This window comes from Variovorax sp. (assembly GCF_035634955.1).
In the GTDB taxonomy this organism is placed as follows: Bacteria; Pseudomonadota; Gammaproteobacteria; order Burkholderiales; family Burkholderiaceae_C; genus Variovorax.
Genome location: NZ_DASQBZ010000025.1, coordinates 411,316 through 426,939, shown reverse-complemented (window position 1 = coordinate 426,939; position 15,624 = coordinate 411,316). Strand labels below are relative to the sequence as shown.

At 69.6% G+C, this 15,624-nt stretch carries 13 protein-coding genes; all 13 read right to left on the bottom strand.

Features of this window, described 5'->3' with window-relative positions; all coding sequences use genetic code 11:
* Window positions 1–45: 45 nt before the first annotated feature.
* Window positions 46–942, bottom strand: coding sequence for a formate dehydrogenase accessory sulfurtransferase FdhD (locus tag VES41_RS16365; protein WP_324819112.1), 897 nt, complete (start codon window positions 940–942; stop codon window positions 46–48).
* Window positions 939–1,340, bottom strand: a complete 402-nt coding sequence (locus VES41_RS16360) for a hypothetical protein (protein WP_324819110.1) — start codon at window positions 1,338–1,340, stop codon at window positions 939–941. The genes VES41_RS16365 and VES41_RS16360 overlap by 4 nt, the downstream gene beginning before the upstream one ends.
* Entirely contained in the window at window positions 1,337–2,527 is a 1,191-nt protein-coding gene (locus VES41_RS16355; RefSeq protein ID WP_414719165.1) for a formate dehydrogenase subunit gamma, read from the bottom strand. The genes VES41_RS16360 and VES41_RS16355 overlap by 4 nt, the downstream gene beginning before the upstream one ends.
* 25 nt (window positions 2,528–2,552) lie before the next feature.
* The gene (locus tag VES41_RS16350; RefSeq protein WP_324819104.1) at window positions 2,553–2,816 is read right to left on the bottom strand and encodes a hypothetical protein; all 264 of its coding nucleotides are present in this window, start codon (window positions 2,814–2,816) and stop codon (window positions 2,553–2,555) included.
* Complete coding sequence (gene fdh3B / locus VES41_RS16345; RefSeq protein ID WP_324819102.1) at window positions 2,813–3,442, bottom strand: formate dehydrogenase FDH3 subunit beta; 630 nt, start codon at window positions 3,440–3,442, stop codon at window positions 2,813–2,815. Before fdh3B ends, VES41_RS16350 begins: the two co-directional genes overlap by 4 nt.
* A gap of 9 nt (window positions 3,443–3,451) precedes the next feature.
* Complete coding sequence (locus VES41_RS16340; protein WP_324819099.1) at window positions 3,452–6,442, bottom strand: formate dehydrogenase subunit alpha; 2,991 nt, start codon at window positions 6,440–6,442, stop codon at window positions 3,452–3,454.
* A 13-nt stretch (window positions 6,443–6,455) separates the two neighbouring features.
* On the bottom strand, window positions 6,456–6,683 hold the full coding sequence (locus VES41_RS16335; RefSeq protein WP_324819096.1) for a formate dehydrogenase: 228 nt from the start codon (window positions 6,681–6,683) through the stop codon (window positions 6,456–6,458).
* A gap of 114 nt (window positions 6,684–6,797) precedes the next feature.
* Complete coding sequence (locus VES41_RS16330; RefSeq protein ID WP_324819093.1) at window positions 6,798–7,397, bottom strand: TorD/DmsD family molecular chaperone; 600 nt, start codon at window positions 7,395–7,397, stop codon at window positions 6,798–6,800.
* A 20-nt stretch (window positions 7,398–7,417) separates the two neighbouring features.
* Window positions 7,418–9,535, bottom strand: a complete 2,118-nt coding sequence (locus VES41_RS16325; protein ID WP_324819091.1) for a 4Fe-4S binding protein — start codon at window positions 9,533–9,535, stop codon at window positions 7,418–7,420.
* Window positions 9,459–10,085 carry a DUF3306 domain-containing protein gene (locus tag VES41_RS16320; protein ID WP_324819089.1) on the bottom strand — a complete coding sequence of 209 codons (627 nt, stop codon included), beginning with the start codon at window positions 10,083–10,085 and terminating at the stop codon, window positions 9,459–9,461. The genes VES41_RS16325 and VES41_RS16320 overlap by 77 nt, the downstream gene beginning before the upstream one ends.
* Window positions 10,072–10,638 carry a DUF3305 domain-containing protein gene (locus tag VES41_RS16315; RefSeq protein ID WP_324819086.1) on the bottom strand — a complete coding sequence of 189 codons (567 nt, stop codon included), beginning with the start codon at window positions 10,636–10,638 and terminating at the stop codon, window positions 10,072–10,074. The genes VES41_RS16320 and VES41_RS16315 overlap by 14 nt, the downstream gene beginning before the upstream one ends.
* A gap of 23 nt (window positions 10,639–10,661) precedes the next feature.
* Complete coding sequence (fdhF, locus tag VES41_RS16310) at window positions 10,662–13,520, bottom strand: formate dehydrogenase subunit alpha (protein WP_324819083.1); 2,859 nt, start codon at window positions 13,518–13,520, stop codon at window positions 10,662–10,664.
* The gene (locus VES41_RS16305; protein ID WP_324819080.1) at window positions 13,517–15,415 is read right to left on the bottom strand and encodes an NADH-ubiquinone oxidoreductase-F iron-sulfur binding region domain-containing protein; all 1,899 of its coding nucleotides are present in this window, start codon (window positions 15,413–15,415) and stop codon (window positions 13,517–13,519) included. Before VES41_RS16305 ends, fdhF begins: the two co-directional genes overlap by 4 nt.
* Between the last annotated feature and the right edge of the window lie 209 nt (window positions 15,416–15,624).

Genomic DNA, 15,624 nt, shown 5'->3' with positions numbered 1-15,624 from the left:
CCGGCAGCGGGACAAAGTGCCCGCGGCGTCGCGGCGCCGCGCTTTTCAAGCGCCCGCTTGCGGGGCCGAGGTTGCCGGCGCCTGCGCCAGCTCCGGCTGCAACGCCAGCCGCTGCTCGCCGGCATAGCAGACGAAGCGCCGGTTGGTCGCGCGGCCGATGGCGCACAGGCCGACGCGGTGCGCGACGTCGTAGCCCATCTGCGTCATGCCGCTGCGCGAGACGACGATCGGCACGCCCATCTGGGCCGACTTGATGATCATCTCGCTGGTCAGGCGGCCCGTCGTGTAGAAGACGCGGGCCGGGCCGAGGGCATCCGGGCGCATCGCCATCCAGCCGGCGATGGTGTCGATGGCATTGTGGCGGCCCACGTCCTCGACGAAGCATTCCATGCGTGCGTCGCTGCCGCCGTCGGCGTCGAGGGTGAAAAGCGCGCAGCCGTGCACCGAGCCGGCCGACTTGTACGTGCTCTCCTGCAGCCGGATGGCATTGACCAGCGCGTACAGCTGCGCCTGGGTGATGCGGGTGGGCGGCAGCGCGATACGGTCGATGTCGTCCATGAGCGCGCCGAAGACGCTGCCCTGGCCACAGCCCGTGGTCACCACCTTCTTCGCGGTGCGCTCCTCGATGCGGTCGATGCCACCATGCGTGCGCACCGCGGCCGCGCCGACGTCCCAGTCGACCGTGATCGATTCGATGTCGCTCGCCGAAGCGACCAGGCGCTGGTTGAGCAGGTAGCCCAGCACGAGCAATTCGGGCTGCGCGCCCAGCGTCATGAGCGTGACCAGTTCGCGCCGGTCGACGTACACGGTCAGGTCGCGCTCGGCCGGTATGGACACGCGCTGGCGCTGGCCATGTTCGTCGACGACGTCGACCTCGCGCGTCAAGGGCGCTCGGGCCTGCGTCAGGCGCGGCAATGCGCCGGCGCGCAGCGCGGCACTCACTGCTGCTTGGGCGCCGCGGCCGCGGGCTGGGCGCTGCTCGGCGGCGTTGCCGCGGTCTCCGGCGGCGAATGCGCGCCCGAGCCTTCGAGCGGCTGCGGAGGGGCGGCGGCATAGGGACCGGGGTCGCTGCACGGCGGTGTCGGCACGGCGGGCGGCACGGGCTTGCCCGTGGCCGCCGCGCCGGCGCGGTAGTTGGCGGCGGCGCGGTCCTGTGCCTCGCACAGCTTGTAGTTCTCGACCTTGGCCGTCCACGCGGTGCGGGCGGCGGCTTCGGCGGCCTTGGCCTTGGCCTCCGGCGTGGGCGCCGGCGGCGCCGGCAGGGCGGCCAGCGCCCATGGCGCTACGGCGGCGAGCGTCAGACCGGCGAAAACGCGGCAGGCGGCAGGGGAAATCGTCATGTGGATCGTCCTTCGGTGGCCACGGGCGGGGTGCGTGCGACGCTGCCGTGCGGGCCGCTGCGCTGCGCCGGGATCTTGCCAGCCTGGATGTCTTCGTACCAGTAGCGGTGGTGCTCGCGGGCCCAGGTCTCGTCGACATAGCCCTCGCGCATGGCCTTGTAGGCGCCGTTCATGCCCAGCGTGCCGAGGTAGATGTGGCCCATGATCGCCGCCATCATGCACAGCGTGGCGGCCAGGTGGATCATGTGCGCCACCTGCATCTGCCCGCGCGTGTACACCGGTCCGGGCAGCAGCTTGTCGAGGAACAGGCCAGAGCCGATGGCGATGGCGCCAAGGAACAGCACCACGCCCCAGAACACCAGCTTCTCGCCGGCATTGAAGCGCTTGGATGGCGGCTCGCCCCCGCCGAACAGCCCGCCACCCTTGAGCAGCCATTGCAGGTCGCCCTTCTGCGGCAGGTTGTCGCGGATGAAGGTCACGATCATGAACAGTGTCGACACCACGAACAGCGGCCCGACGAAGTTGTGGACCGTCTTGAGCGCGTAGGTCAGCCAGCCGAACAGCGCGCCGCCGATCACCGGCAGCAGGAAGAACTTGCCGAAAGCCATCACGATGCCGCTGACCGCCAGCAAGACGAAGGCGGTCGCGTTGCTCCAGTGGGTGGCGCGCTCGAACGGCGTGAAGCGCTCGATCTTGCGCCCGGTCTCCGGTGCATGCAGCCGCAGCGGGCCGCGACCGAAATAGAAGATCACGATGGCCAGCAGCACCAGGAACAGCAGCGCCGCGCCGTACGGAATGAGCACCTCGTTGCGCACCTGGCGCCAGGCCTCGCCGGCGTTGGTGTAGCGCGAGCCGGGGTAGTTCACGAACGGCTGGATCAGGTTGCCGGCCTCGGGCGCCTGTGACTTCGGCAGGCTGCTGTAGCCCGTCACGCCCTGCCCCACCTGGTGCCACATGGGGGCGTTGTTGCCCGGCTGCACCTTGGCGCGTTCGGCGTTGCTCTGCGCCATGTAGCCGGGCTGGTCGGCCGCATCGGGCCTGACCTCGAAGATGTTCTGGCCGCGGATGCCGCCCATCTCCGCCGAAGGCGAAGGCGGCGCGCCGGGCGCAGGCGCCTGGGCGGCGGCACCGGCGAGCGCCAGGCCGAGCAGGCCTGCGGCCAGCATGGAGGAAAGTGCGCGGGGCATCCTGGTCATGGGAGGGCCTTTCGCGTCAACGTATGCGGTTGTATTCGTTCTGCCCGTTCTGGGTGCGGGTCTTCAGTTCGGCCTCCCAGGAGGCCTTGTCGCCCGGCTGCCACCCCGAGGCGCTGAACGCCTTGCCGGTCTGGCCATCGGCACTTGCCGTGCCCTGCCACGGCGCGGTGTCGTGCTTGACGCCCTGGGCGTTGGTCTGCGGCTTCTCGCCGCAGGCGCCGAGCAGCGCCAGCGACACCACGGCGGCACATGCCGCGAGGGTCTTGTGCGGGCCCGTCACCGCTTGACTCCGTTTTCGCCGGCCTGTGGCTGTCCGGCCTGCTGCGAGCCGTAGGCCGTGCCCCAGCCCCAGACCTCCGCGCCCTTGCCGCGATGGAGCACGCGCGTGCGGAAGATGTCCGCCACGACGTCGCCGTCGCCGGCCAGCAAGGCCTTGGTCGAGCACATTTCCGCGCACGCGGGCAGCTTGCCTTCGGCCAGGCGGTTGCGCCCGTATTTCTCGAACTCGGCGGCCGACCCGCTGGCTTCCGGCCCCCCGGCGCAGAAGGTGCACTTGTCCATCTTGCCGCGCGCCCCGAACGTGCCCTGCGTCGGGAACTGCGGCGCGCCGAATGGGCAGGCGTAGGAGCAGTAGCCGCAGCCGATGCACACGTCCTTGTCATGCAGCACCACGCCCTCTTCGGTGCGGTAGAAGCACTGCACCGGGCACACCGCCATGCAGGGCGCGTCGGAGCAGTGCATGCAGGCCACGGAGATGGACTTCTCGCCGGGCACGCCGTCGTTGAGCGTGACGACGCGGCGGCGGTTCACGCCCCACGGCACCTCGTGCTCGTTCTTGCAGGCGGTGACGCATCCATTGCATTCGATGCAGCGCTCGGCATCGCAGACAAACTTCATTCGTGCCATCGTCGGTCCTCAGGCTTTCTCGAGATTGCAGATGGTGGTCTTGGTCTCTTGCATCATCGTCACGCTGTCGTAGCCGTAGGTCGTGGCGGTGTTGATCGCCTCGCCCCGCACGACCGGATGCGCGCCGGACGGGTAGTACGGCAGCATGTCCGCGCCCTGCCAATGGCCGGAGAAGTGGAATGGCAGGAACACCGTGTCGGGCCCCACGCGCTCGGTCACCAGGGCCTGCACGTTGATCTTTGCGCCCGTGGGCGTATGGACCCAGACCCGTTCGCCGTTGCGGATGCCCTTCTCGGCCGCAACCTTGGGATTGATCTCGACGAACATCTCCTGCTGCAGTTCCGCCAGCCAGGGGTTGGAGCGGGTTTCCTCGCCGCCGCCCTCGTATTCGACGAGCCGGCCCGAGGTCATGATGTACGGGAACTTCTCGTACAGCTTGTCCGCGATCGCCTTCTGCTGCACCGACTTGTAGAGCGTCGGCAGGCGCCAGAACGCCATCTTGTCGTCGTGCGTCGGGTACTTGGCGACCAGGTCCGGCCGCGTGCCGTACAGGGGCTCGCGGTGCTGCGGCACGGGGTCCGGGAAGTTCCACACCAGCGCGCGCGCCTTCGCATTGCCGAAGGGGTGGCAGCCGTGGTTCTTCATGAACACGCGGATCATGCCGCCCGAGTTGTCGGTCTTCCAGTTCTTGCCGTCGGCGAGCTTCTTCTCGGGCTCGGTCAGTTCATTCCACCAGCCCAGCTTCTTGAGCAGCACGTGGTCGAGTTCGGGGTAGCCCGTGGTGATGTCCGCGCCCAGCGAATGCGATCCGTCCTCGGCCAGCAGGTTGACGCCATTGCGCTCGACGCCGAAGTTGGCGCGGAAGTTGCCGCCGCCGTCCATGACGTGCTTGCTGGTGTCGTAGAGGTTGGTGCTGCCGGGGTGCTTGAACTCGGGCGTGCCCCAGCATGGCCAGGGCAGCCCGAAGTAGTCCCCCGCCAGGTCGTATCCGTTGACCTTGTCCTTGACCGGGCCCTTGGCCTTGAGCGTCGCCACGTCGAACGCGCCCATGTTGCGCATGTGCGCCTGCAGACGCTCCGGGCTCTGGCCGGTGTAGCCGATGGTCCAGACGCAGCGGTTGATCTCGCGCAGGATGTCGTCCGGCACGGGCTCGTCCATGCCCTTGACCTTCTGCATCTTGTAGTTCTTGACCAGTTCCGCGCCGAAGCCGAGCTTGGTCGCCAGCTGGTACATGATCATGTGGTCGGTGCGGCTTTCCCACAGCGGCTCGATCACCTTTTCGCGCCATTGCAGCGAACGGTTCGACGCCGTCACCGAGCCGCTGGTCTCGAACTGCGTGCAGGCGGGCAGGAGGTACACCGCGCGCGCAGGGTTGAGGTCGGCCGCGTTGCCCGGCATGGCGGCCATCGCCGCGGTGGCCGACGGGTACGGGTCGACCACCACCAGCAGGTCCAGCTTGTCCATGGCCCGCTTCATCTCCAGGCCGCGCGTCTGCGAATTCGGCGCATGGCCCCAATAGAAGACGCCGCGCAGGTTCGGACCCTGGTCGATCAGGTCGTTCTTCTCGAGCACGCCGTCGATCCAGCGCGAGACCGTGATGCCCGGCTTGCTCATCATGGCGGGCGACGCGAAGCGGCCCTTGATCCACTCGAAGTCGAGATTCCAGGCCGTGGCGAAATGCTTCCACGAGCCTTCGGCCACGCCGTAGTAGCCGGGCAGCGAGTCTGGGTTGGGCCCGACGTCGGTGGCGCCCTGCACGTTGTCGTGGCCGCGGAAGATGTTGGTGCCGCCGCCCGACTTGCCCACGTTGCCCAGCGCCAGCTGCAGGATGCACGAGGCGCGCACCATGGCGTTGCCGATGGTGTGCTGCGTCTGGCCCATGCACCAGACGATGGTGCCGGGGCGGTTCTCGTTGAGCCAGGTGGCGATCTTGACCATCTGCGCCTCGGCGACGCCGCAGGCCTCCTCGACCTTGTCCGGCGTCCACTTGGCCATCACGTCCTTGCGCACGTCTTCCATGCCGTAGACGCGGTCGTTGACGTACTTCTTGTCTTCCCAGCCGTTCTTGAAGATGTGATAGAGCAGCCCGAACAGGAAGGGAATGTCCGATCCCGAGCGGATGCGCACGTATTCGTCGGCCTTGGCCGCCGTGCGGGTGAAGCGCGGGTCGACCACCACCACCTTGCACCCGTTCTCCTTGGCGTGCAGCAGGTGCAGCATGCTCACCGGATGCGCCTCGGCCGCATTGGAGCCGATGTACAACGCCACCTTCGCGAAGCGCATGTCGTTGTACGAGTTGGTCATGGCGCCGTAGCCCCACGTATTGGCCACGCCCGCCACCGTGGTGGAGTGGCAGATGCGCGCCTGGTGGTCGCAATTGTTCGAGCCCCACAGGCTGACGAACTTGCGCATCAGGTAGCTCTGCTCGTTGCTGTGCTTGGACGAGCCGATCCAGTAGATCGACTCCGGCCCGCTGGCCTGGCGCAGCTCCTTGAGCCGGGCCGTGATCTCGTCGAGCGCCTGGTCCCAGCTGATGCGCTGATACTTGCCGTCGACCAGCTTCATCGGATAGCGCAGGCGGTACTCGCCGTGGCCGTGCTCGCGCAGCGCGGCGCCCTTGGCGCAATGCGAGCCCAGGTTGATGGGCGAGTCGAACACCGGCTCCTGGCGCACCCACACGCCGTTCTCGACGATGGCGTCCGAGGCGCAGCCGACCGAGCAGTGCGAGCACACGGTGCGCCGCACCTCGACCTTGCCGGCACCGACCGCCGTGGGGCGGCCCTCGGCCGCCTTGGCCTTGCGCATCAGCATCAACTGCCCGGCGGCCAGCCCGACGCCGACGCCGAGACCGGAACGGCGCAGGAACGCCCGCCGGTCCATGGTCGGCAAGGCCTGCGACAGGCCGCGCTGCAGGCTGTGGATGAACGGGGATCGATCCGTGTCGGACGATGGCGCCGCGCCATGCGAGGTAGACGCCGGGGATTTGCGAGTGAGCAGCATCGTGGGTCCGTCCTCAGGCCGAAGTGGAGCGGTAGTAGCGCTTGACGTGTTCGCTCACGCGATAGCCGCCACCTTTTTCCGGTGGCACGGGTGCGGCTTCAGGAATCGGTCCGGCGGCGTCGACGGCGGCACCGGGCAGTACGGCGACTGCGGTGGCGGCGGCCCCCAGGCCTGCGGCGCCGGCAAAGAAGCGGCGGCGCGAGTGTGTCTTGTCTTCCGGTGTCTTCTGGCTGTCCTGCATGTCAACTCCAGGAGTCGCTTGAATGTGACAAATATGAACTGAATTACATAGGTTTGGCTAGTAGACATGACCCTGCCCCAAAGGACAACCCCTATTGGTGCGTGAAGCGGGCCGTCAGCCCAGCAGATCGAAACCCTGCGCTTCGACCTGGGCGAAGGCGCGGGTGAAGCGCGCCAGGTCGGCATAGAAGTCGGCGGCCGGATGCGCCGCCACGGCCTCGCACATGTCGCCCAGCCACGGCTGGATGTGCGCGCCGAAGAAGGCCTGCTGGCTCGACAGGTTGGCCACGCCGGCGTCTTCGCCGGCAATCAGGTAGCGCATCACCTCGAACAGGCAGGCCACGTGGTCTTCCGACTCGGGAACGGTCTCGTCGCGCGCCAGGCCGAAGCGAGACAGGTCCCCGCGCAAGCGCGCCAGCGGCTTGTCATTGAGAAAGCCGCTGAGGTAGTGCGAGCCGAACAGCATGACCTCCGGCTTGCCGATGCCGCCAAACAGGGCGTCGTACTCGGCCGCCAGGGCCGGCGCGCTTGCCGCGCGCGCGGCGCCCACCAGCTCGGCCCACGGCGCTTCCAGGAACGCGCCGGTCACGGGCGCCTCGGTCACCGCCACGCTGAAGGCGGCCAGCAGTTCGTCGTCCGGCGCGGCGTACCACAGGCGTGCCAGCAGGCCGTAGAGCTCGGCGCGGGCGACTTCTTCGTCCAGCGCGGATGACATGGACACAGGCTGCGAGACCGTCATAGTTCGGCAATCTTCTGTGGGTCCGCCTCGGTATAGAGATCGATGACGCGGCAATCGCTGCACATCTTGAGGCGCTCGAGCGCCTCGCCCTGGAACATGGCATGGCCGGCCAGCCGCGCGAGCATGGCCTCGATGGCTTTCTGCGTGCCGAACGGCCTGCTGCAGCGCACGCACGACCAGGGCCTGGCCTCGTTGAGAACGACCGGTTGCGCCCGCTGCGGCGCGAGGGACAGGCGCGGCACCAGCTCGATGGCCTGCTCCGGGCAGGTGCTCCGGCAAAGCCCGCATTGCACGCAATTCTTCTCGACGAGGCGCAGTTGCGGCGCGGCGGCGTTGTCCTGCAACGCGCTGGCCGGGCACGCGCTGACGCAGGCCAGGCACAGCGTGCACTTGTCCTTGTCGACCGCGATCGCCCCGAAGGGAGCGCCCGCGGCCAACGCGATCGGCGCGTCGGGCAGCGACGGCGCCTGATCGACGAGGTGGTCCAGCGCCAGCTCGAGCGTGGCCCGCTTGTCGGCCCCGACGGCAAAGCGCGCAGCCTGCGCAGGCGCCTGCGGGCGGGCCGCACGCAGGCCGGCCAGTGCGGCGTCCAGCGCAGCCGGATCCCGGGCGGCGACTGACGTCAGGTGCCTGCCGGCATAGCCCAGGCCGTTCAATACGGCCTGCCCGATGGACAACTGCGACTCGATGGCCGCGCGGTAGGCCGGCGCTTCCTCACCGCTGAAAAGCACCACCACGCGGCTGGCGCCCCAGGCCACGGCCGCGAGCCACAGGTCGAGGCCGGTACTGGCGCTGTGGAACAGGCCGACCGGAATGACGTTGGCGGGCACCCCGTCGGCGCGGCCGAGCCGCGCCTGCCGGCCCAACTGGTCGATCAACGCCTGCCCGGCCTCCTGGCTGTGCAGCAACAGCACCGCGTCGCGTCCGCCCGCCTGGGCGTAGGCCGACAGCAGCGTGCGCAGCGTGCGGCCCTGCTCCGGCGCACGCGGATAGGTGTAGCCCAGCGCCCCGGTCGGGCAGACGGTGGTGCAGGCGCCGCAGCCCACGCACAGGTTCGGGTTGACGACGATGCGCTGGTGCGCCACATCGCTGTCGATGGCGTGGGCCGAGCAGACCTCGACGCAGGCATTGCAGCCCACCTGCTCGTTGCGGCTGTGGGCACACAGCTTCTGGCGATAGTCGAAGAAGCGCGGCTTCTCGAACTCGCCCACCATCTCGCGGATGCGCAACAGCGCTGCCAGCGCCTGCGGCCCGGCGCCGAGACCGCCGGGCAGGTGGAAATAGCCCTGGGGCGGCGCATGCCAGTCGATCAGCGGCCTCTCGCCGAGGTCGAGCACCAGGTCGAAACGGGCTTCGAGCCGGCGCGGCGCGCGGTCCAGGTCGATGGCGCCGGCAACGCCGCAGGCCTTGACGCAGGCGCCGGTGCTGTCGCAGCGCCCGGCGTCGATCTGGTAGTCCAGCCCGATCGCCTGCGTCGGGCAGGCCGCGACGCAGGCGTTACACCGGGTGCACAGGTCCAGGTCGATCGGGTTGTCCTGCGTCCATGCCAGCTCGAACGCGCCGAGCCAGCCGGTCAGGCGCTCGACGCGGCCGGCCATGACGGCGTAGCGGCGTTCCTGCGTGCCGCCCTGCGCGCCGGGCCCGGTCGACATCAGCGTGATCTGCGGCAGCGCGTCGGCCAGCATGCCGGCCGCCGCCTCGGCCTGGTCCAGCGGGCCGACGATCAGCAGGCGGCCCTCGCTGCGGTAGCCGACGGTGGCTACCGGCTCCGGCTCGGGCAGGTGCGCCGCCGCCAGCAGCGCGGCGATCTTCGGGCCGGCCGCGCCCGCATCGCGGCTCCAGCCGCCGGTCTCGCGGATGTTGACGAAGCGGATCGGCGCGACCGCGCCGGGTGTCTCGCTCGCCAGTTCGGTGAACAGGCGCCGCTCCTGCGTGCAGGCCACCACCACAGGCTCTTCGCCGGCGGCGACCACGGCGCGCTGGAACGCCGGCGCCTCGCGCCGGCACAGGGTGGTGTGGAGGGGAAGGTCCTGTCGTTCAGCCAATGCCGCGCCGAGGGCCTTGGCCGCCAGGGGCATCGTCTTGTTGCAGTCGCAGATCAGCGTGGTCGTCATCGGTGGCTTGGCTGGCCGGCGGCATGGGCGCCTCCGGCGGGCTGGAGCAATGCCCTGACTGTGCCACGTCGACAACCGATTGCGACGCAGGGGTTTCTTCGGGGGGCGGCGTTTCCACGAGGTTCAGGAAGGCGGCGCCGGCCATGCGCGCCAGCACGTCGGGCGGCACCGGCGTGGAAACCGAGTAGTCGTCGATGTAGACGTCCAGGCCGTCCATGACGTTGAAATGCGGGTCGGCGAACAGCTTGCGGAAAGCCAGGTTGCGCACCTCGGGCGCCACCTCGCGCGAGACGAAGGGACGAAAGTCGGATTCGGGGCGGAGGTCTTCGGCGTCGGCCAGCGAGGGAGGCGGCGGCGCGGGCACGTCTGCCGCATCTGCGCTTGCGGCCGGCGCTGCGTCGGCGGCGGCAGGTGCCGGCACATCCGCAGCGGGGCGGCCTGGGGCGGCGGGTTGCGCCGCAACGTCTGCCGGCGCGACGTCGCCGTCGCTCTCGCCGTTGAGCTTGCGGCGCGACCAGCGCGAGAGGAAGCCACCGTCATCCCTGGCCATCGCCCGCCCCCCGCTTGTCGCCCGTGCTGACGCTGGCAGCATTGCCGAAGCGATCGATCAACGGCCGGAAGCTCTGCGGCCGGCGGCGCTTGCGCGGCTCGACCACGTAGTGGGATTCGACGAAGGCGCCCATCCAGGCCACGACGTCGTCGGGCGCCGGCACCTGCTCCACGGTTTCCTGCGCGTCGAGCCAGCGCCCGGCCTCGTTGTAGCTCAGGGTGAGCAGCAGGGGCCGCGCCGGCGGCGCCTCGTCCTCGTGCATGCGCCACAGCACGAACCAGCACGGAGCCTCGGTCGTGGCGTTCAGGTAGTAACCCTCGGCCTCGTCGGTGAACAGCTGCACCTTGAAGCCTGGATGCAGCCAGCGCTGCGCGCCGTCGTCGTCGGCCAGCAGCCGCGGCCGCCCGTCGCCGCCGGGCTGGTCCGGCAGCACGCTGTCGAGCACCCAGCGCCATTCCTGCCAACGAGCCGCCGGGCCGACCACCCGCTCGCGCCGCATGACCACCGCCACCTCCAGGGTGGGATGGCGGTCGTCGAGGGCGGAGGTCTGCATGGTGTCCGGGCCTGAGAACGGCCCTAGTTGGTGGCGGCTTCCCGAGAATAGCCGGCCACCGGTGCCGCGGTTCCGCCGCGGGTCAATCGCACGGCGCAGTACTTGAATTCCGGAATCTTGCCGAACGGGTCGAGCGCGGCGTTGGTCATGAGGTTGGCGGCCGCCTCGTAGTAGGCGAACGGCACGAACACCGCCCCCTGCGGCGTGCCGTCGTCGCGCCGCACATGGATCGCCACCTTGCCGCGACGCGACGCGATGGTGATCACGTCGCCGGGCGCCAGGCCCAGCGCCAGCAGGTCGGCCTGGCACATCGAGGCGGTGGCGATCGGCTCCAGCGCGTCCAGCACGGTCGCGCGCCGCGTCATGCTGCCGGTGTGCCAGTGCTCGAGCTGGCGCCCGGTGATCAGCACGAAGGGGTAGTCGGCGTCGGGCCGCTCGTCGGCCGGGATGATGTCGGCCGGCACCAGCTTGACCCGCCCGTCGTCGGTCGGGAAGTTCTCCACGAAGACGATCGGCTGGCCCGGGTCCTCGTCCGACAGGCACGGATAGGTGACGCTGGAGTCGCGCTCGAGCCGTTCCCACGTGATGCCGCTGATGGCCGCATGCATGGCCTGGCGCATTTCCTCGTAGACCGCGGCCACGCCGCACTCCTCGCCGGGATAGTGCCAGTCCAGGCCCAGCCGTTGGCCAAGCTGCTGGATGATCCACAGGTCAGGCCTGGCCTCGCCGGGCGGATCGATGGCGCGCCGCCCCAGCTGCACCATGCGGTCGGTGTTGCTCACCGTGCCGGTCTTCTCCGGCCAGGCGCTGGCGGGCAGCACCACGTCGGCCAGCCAGGCGGTCTCGGTCATGAAGATGTCCTGGACCACCAGGTGCTCCATCGCGCCCAGGGCATGGCGCGCATGGTTGAGGTCCGGGTCGCTCATGGCGGGGTTCTCGCCCATGATGTACATGCCGCGGATCTTGTGCGGGTCGCTGTCGTCCGCCAGCGCCTTGTGCATGATCTCCACCACCGTGTAGCCCGGCGTCTTGTCGAGCGGCTGCCCCCAGAACGCCTCGAACCACTCGTGCGCGGCGGGGTTGTCGACGCGCTGGTAGTTGGGGAACATCATCGGGATCAGGCCGGCGTCGCTGGCGCCCTGCACGTTGTTCTGGCCGCGCAGCGGATGCAGCCCGGAGCCGGGCTTGCCGATCTGCCCGGTGACCGACACCAGCGCGATCAGGCAGCGCGAGTTGTCGGTGCCGTGCACGTGCTGGCTGATGCCCATGCCCCACAGGATCATCGCGCCGCGGGCGGTGGCGAAGGCGCGGGCCACCTCGCGCAGCGTCTGCGCCGGGATGCCGCAGATCGGCGCCATGGCTTCGGGGCTGTAGCCCTTCACGTTCTCCTTGAGCGCCTCGAAGTTGCTGGCGCGCTCGCGCACGAAAGTCTCGTCGACCAGCCCCTCGTCGATCACGGCATGGATCAGCGCGTTGAGCATGGCCACGTCGGTGTCGGGCTTGAACTGCAGCGTGCGCCAGGCATGCTTGCTGATGTCGGTGCGGCGCGGATCGGCCAGGACGATCTTGGTGCCGCGCTTGGCGGCGTTCTTCATCCAGGTCGCGGCCACCGGATGGTTGGCGGTCGGATTGGAGCCGATCACGAGCACGAGTTCCGCGTTCTCGACGTCGTTGACCTGGTTGCTCACCGCTCCCGAGCCCACGCCCTCGAGCAGCGCCGCGACGCTGGACGCGTGGCACAGCCGCGTGCAGTGGTCCACGTTGTTGCTGCCGAAGCCGATGCGCACCAGCTTCTGGAACAGGTACGCCTCCTCGTTGCTGCCCTTGGCAGAGCCGAACCCCGCCAGGCTCTTGGCACCGTACGTGTCGCGCAGCCGGCGCAGCCCGCCGCCGGCGAGTTCCAGCGCCTCTTCCCAGCTGGCCTCGCGGAACACCTCGCTCCAGTGCCGGTTCTGGTCTTCGCTCACTTCCTTGGGCACGCCGGGCTTGCGCACCAGCGGCCGCGTCAGGCGCTGCGGATGGTGCGCGTAGTCGAAACCGAAGCGGCCCTTGACGCACAGCCGGCTGTGGTTGGCCGGGCCGTCGCGGCCGTCGACGCTGACGATCTGCTCGTCCTTGACGTTGTAGGTGATCAGGCAGCCGACGCCGCAGAACGGACACACGGAATCGACCTTGCGGTCCACCACCTGAGAGCCGATCTGCGTCTTGGGCATCAGCGCGCCGGTCGGGCAGGCCTGCACGCATTCGCCGCAGGCCACGCAGGTGCTCTCGCCCATCGCGTCGTCGAGGTCGAAGACGATCTTCGAATCGGCCCCGCGCATGGCATAGCCGATGACGTCGTTGACCTGCTCTTCGCGGCAGGCGCGCACGCAGCGGTTGCACTGGATGCAGGCGTCGAGGTTGACCGCCATGGCCGGATGCGAGATATCGGCCGCGGGCTGCTCGCGGCGCAGCGCCGCCAGTGCCGGCCGCACGCCGACCGCCATGCGGCTCGACCAGTCGCTCAGTTCGCCGTGCGGCAGCGCACCGGCATCGTCGGCCCACTTGTAGCCTTGGTCAGGCATGTCGGCCAGCAGCATCTCGAGCACCATCTTCTGGCTCTTGCGCGCCCGCTCGCTGCTGGCGTGCACCTTCATGCCGGGCGTGGCGGCGCGGCAGCAGCTGGGGGCCAGCACGCGCTCGCCCTCGATCTCGACCACGCACGCGCGGCAGTTGCCGTCGGGGCGGTACCCTTCCTTGTAGCAAAGGCGCGGGATCTCCACGCCCTCGCGCTCGGCCGCCTGCAGGATGGTCTCGCCGGGCAGCGCCACGACGGCGCGGCCGTCGAGCTGGAATTCGATGCCTGCGTCGAGCAGGGCTTGCTTGGGCAATGGTGCGTTCATGCGCGGTTCTCCCCCAGGCGCTCGGTGGTGGGACCGGGCAAAGGCTCCGGCAGCCGGCCGGTCAGCGGCGTCTCGCCCACTTCGTGCGGAAAGTACTTGTGGATGCAGCGGATCGGGTTGGGCGCGGCCTGGCCGAGGCCGCAGATGGATGCGTCGCCCATGACCTGGGCCAGATCGTCCAGGGCATCGGCGTCCCAGACGCGCGCCTGCATCAGCGCGGCAGCCTTGCCGGTGCCGACGCGGCATGGCGTGCACTGGCCGCAGCTCTCGTGCTCGAAGAAGCGCATCACGTTGAGTGCCGCGTCGCGCGCCCGGTCGTGCTGGCTCAACACCATGACGGCGGCCGAGCCGATGAAGCAGCCGTGCGGCTGCAGCGTGTCGAAATCGAGCGGAATGTCGTCCATGCGGGCCGGCAGGATGCCGCCCGAAGCGCCCCCGGGCAGGTAGGCATAGAGCTGGTGGCCGTCCTGCATGCCGCCGCAGTACTCGTCGATGAGTTCGCGCACCGTGATGCCGGCCGGCGCCAGCTTGACGCCGGGCGACTTGACGCGCCCGCTCACGCTGAAGCTGCGCAGCCCCTTGCGCCCGTTGCGGCCGAAGCCGCTGAACCATTGCGGACCGCGCTCGACGATGTCGCGCACCCAGTAGAGCGTCTCGAAGTTGTGCTCCAGCGTGGGCCGGCCGAACAGCCCGATCTGCGCGATGTAGGGCGGCCGCATGCGCGGCTCCCCGCGCTTGCCCTCGATGCTCTCGATCATGGCCGACTCCTCGCCGCAGATGTAGGCGCCGGCACCGCGCCGCAGCTCGATCGTCGGCAGCGGGAACGGCGCGTCCGCCTGCAGCGCCGCCAGTTCCCGGTGCAGAAGTTCGCGGCAATCGTGGTATTCGTCCCGCAGGTAGACGTAGCACGCGTCGATGCCGACGCAGCGGGCAGCGATCAGCAGCCCCTCCAGGAAGCGGTGCGGGTCGCGCTCGAGGTAGGTGCGGTCCTTGAACGTGCCGGGCTCGCCCTCGTCGATGTTCACGGCCATCAGCCGCGGCGCCGGTTGCTCGCGCACGATCTTCCACTTGCGTCCGGCCGGGAAGCCGGCGCCGCCGAGGCCGCGCACGCCCGAGTCCTCCATCGCCTGGATGACGCTGTCGACGGTGCGCTCGCCGCTGGCCAGTGCCGCTGCCAGCCGGTAGCCGCCCTGGGCGCGGTAGGTAGCGTAGTCGGTGCAGGCCGGCAGCACGTCCACCGGCTGTTCGGTGCCGGTCACGCTGCGCTCGGCCAGCCCGGCGGGATCGAAGACCGCCACGGCGCGGGCCGCCGGCCCGTCATCGGCGAGGGCCTGCAGTACCGATTCGGCGGTGGCCGTCGGCAGCGCGCGCTGGTCGAGCGCGACCGCCGGCGCCTGCTCGCAGCGCCCGATGCAAGGCGCCGCGATGACGCGCACGTCCGTCCGGCCGGCCAGGCCGAGCAGTTCGGGCAGCCGCGTCAGCAGCTCGCCGGCGCCGGCCAGCTCGCAGGCCAGGCCGTCGCAGACGCGCACCGTCACGCCGGGGGCGGCCTCGTCGCCGCGCAGGATCTCGAAGTGGTGATAGAAGGTCGCGACCTCGTACACCTCGGCCATCGGGATGTTCATCAGCGTGGCCAGCGCCACCAGATGACTGTCGCGCAGGCCGCGGTACGCGTCGTTGATCAGGTGCAGGTGCTCGATGAGCAGGTCGCGGCGCCAGCCGTTCTCGGGGCGCGGACCGAGCAGCGCGCGCACCTGCTCGAGGGCGTCGGCGTCGGGCTGGCGGCCCTTGAGCTTGCTCTTGCGCCGGATCCGGTCGCGCAGGTCGTCGGGCGTGCCCAGCACGATGGGCGCGATCTCGGTCTTGTCTCTTTGGGCACTGCCTGGGTGTTGCATCTGCTGCCTTGGCTTGCGACCCGCCCTGCCTCGCCGTGAGGATAGCGCGCCGCCTGTCTCGTGGGAAATCGTCTTCGTCCTTGCCCGGGTCCGACCGCCCCCAGGAAGGCGGCGAACCTATGCAAATCATTTCCAGTGTCACCGGCCGGCGCGCAGGCCGTCAAATTCAATCGGCGCATCGATTGATTCAGGCATTGAATGAGAAACGG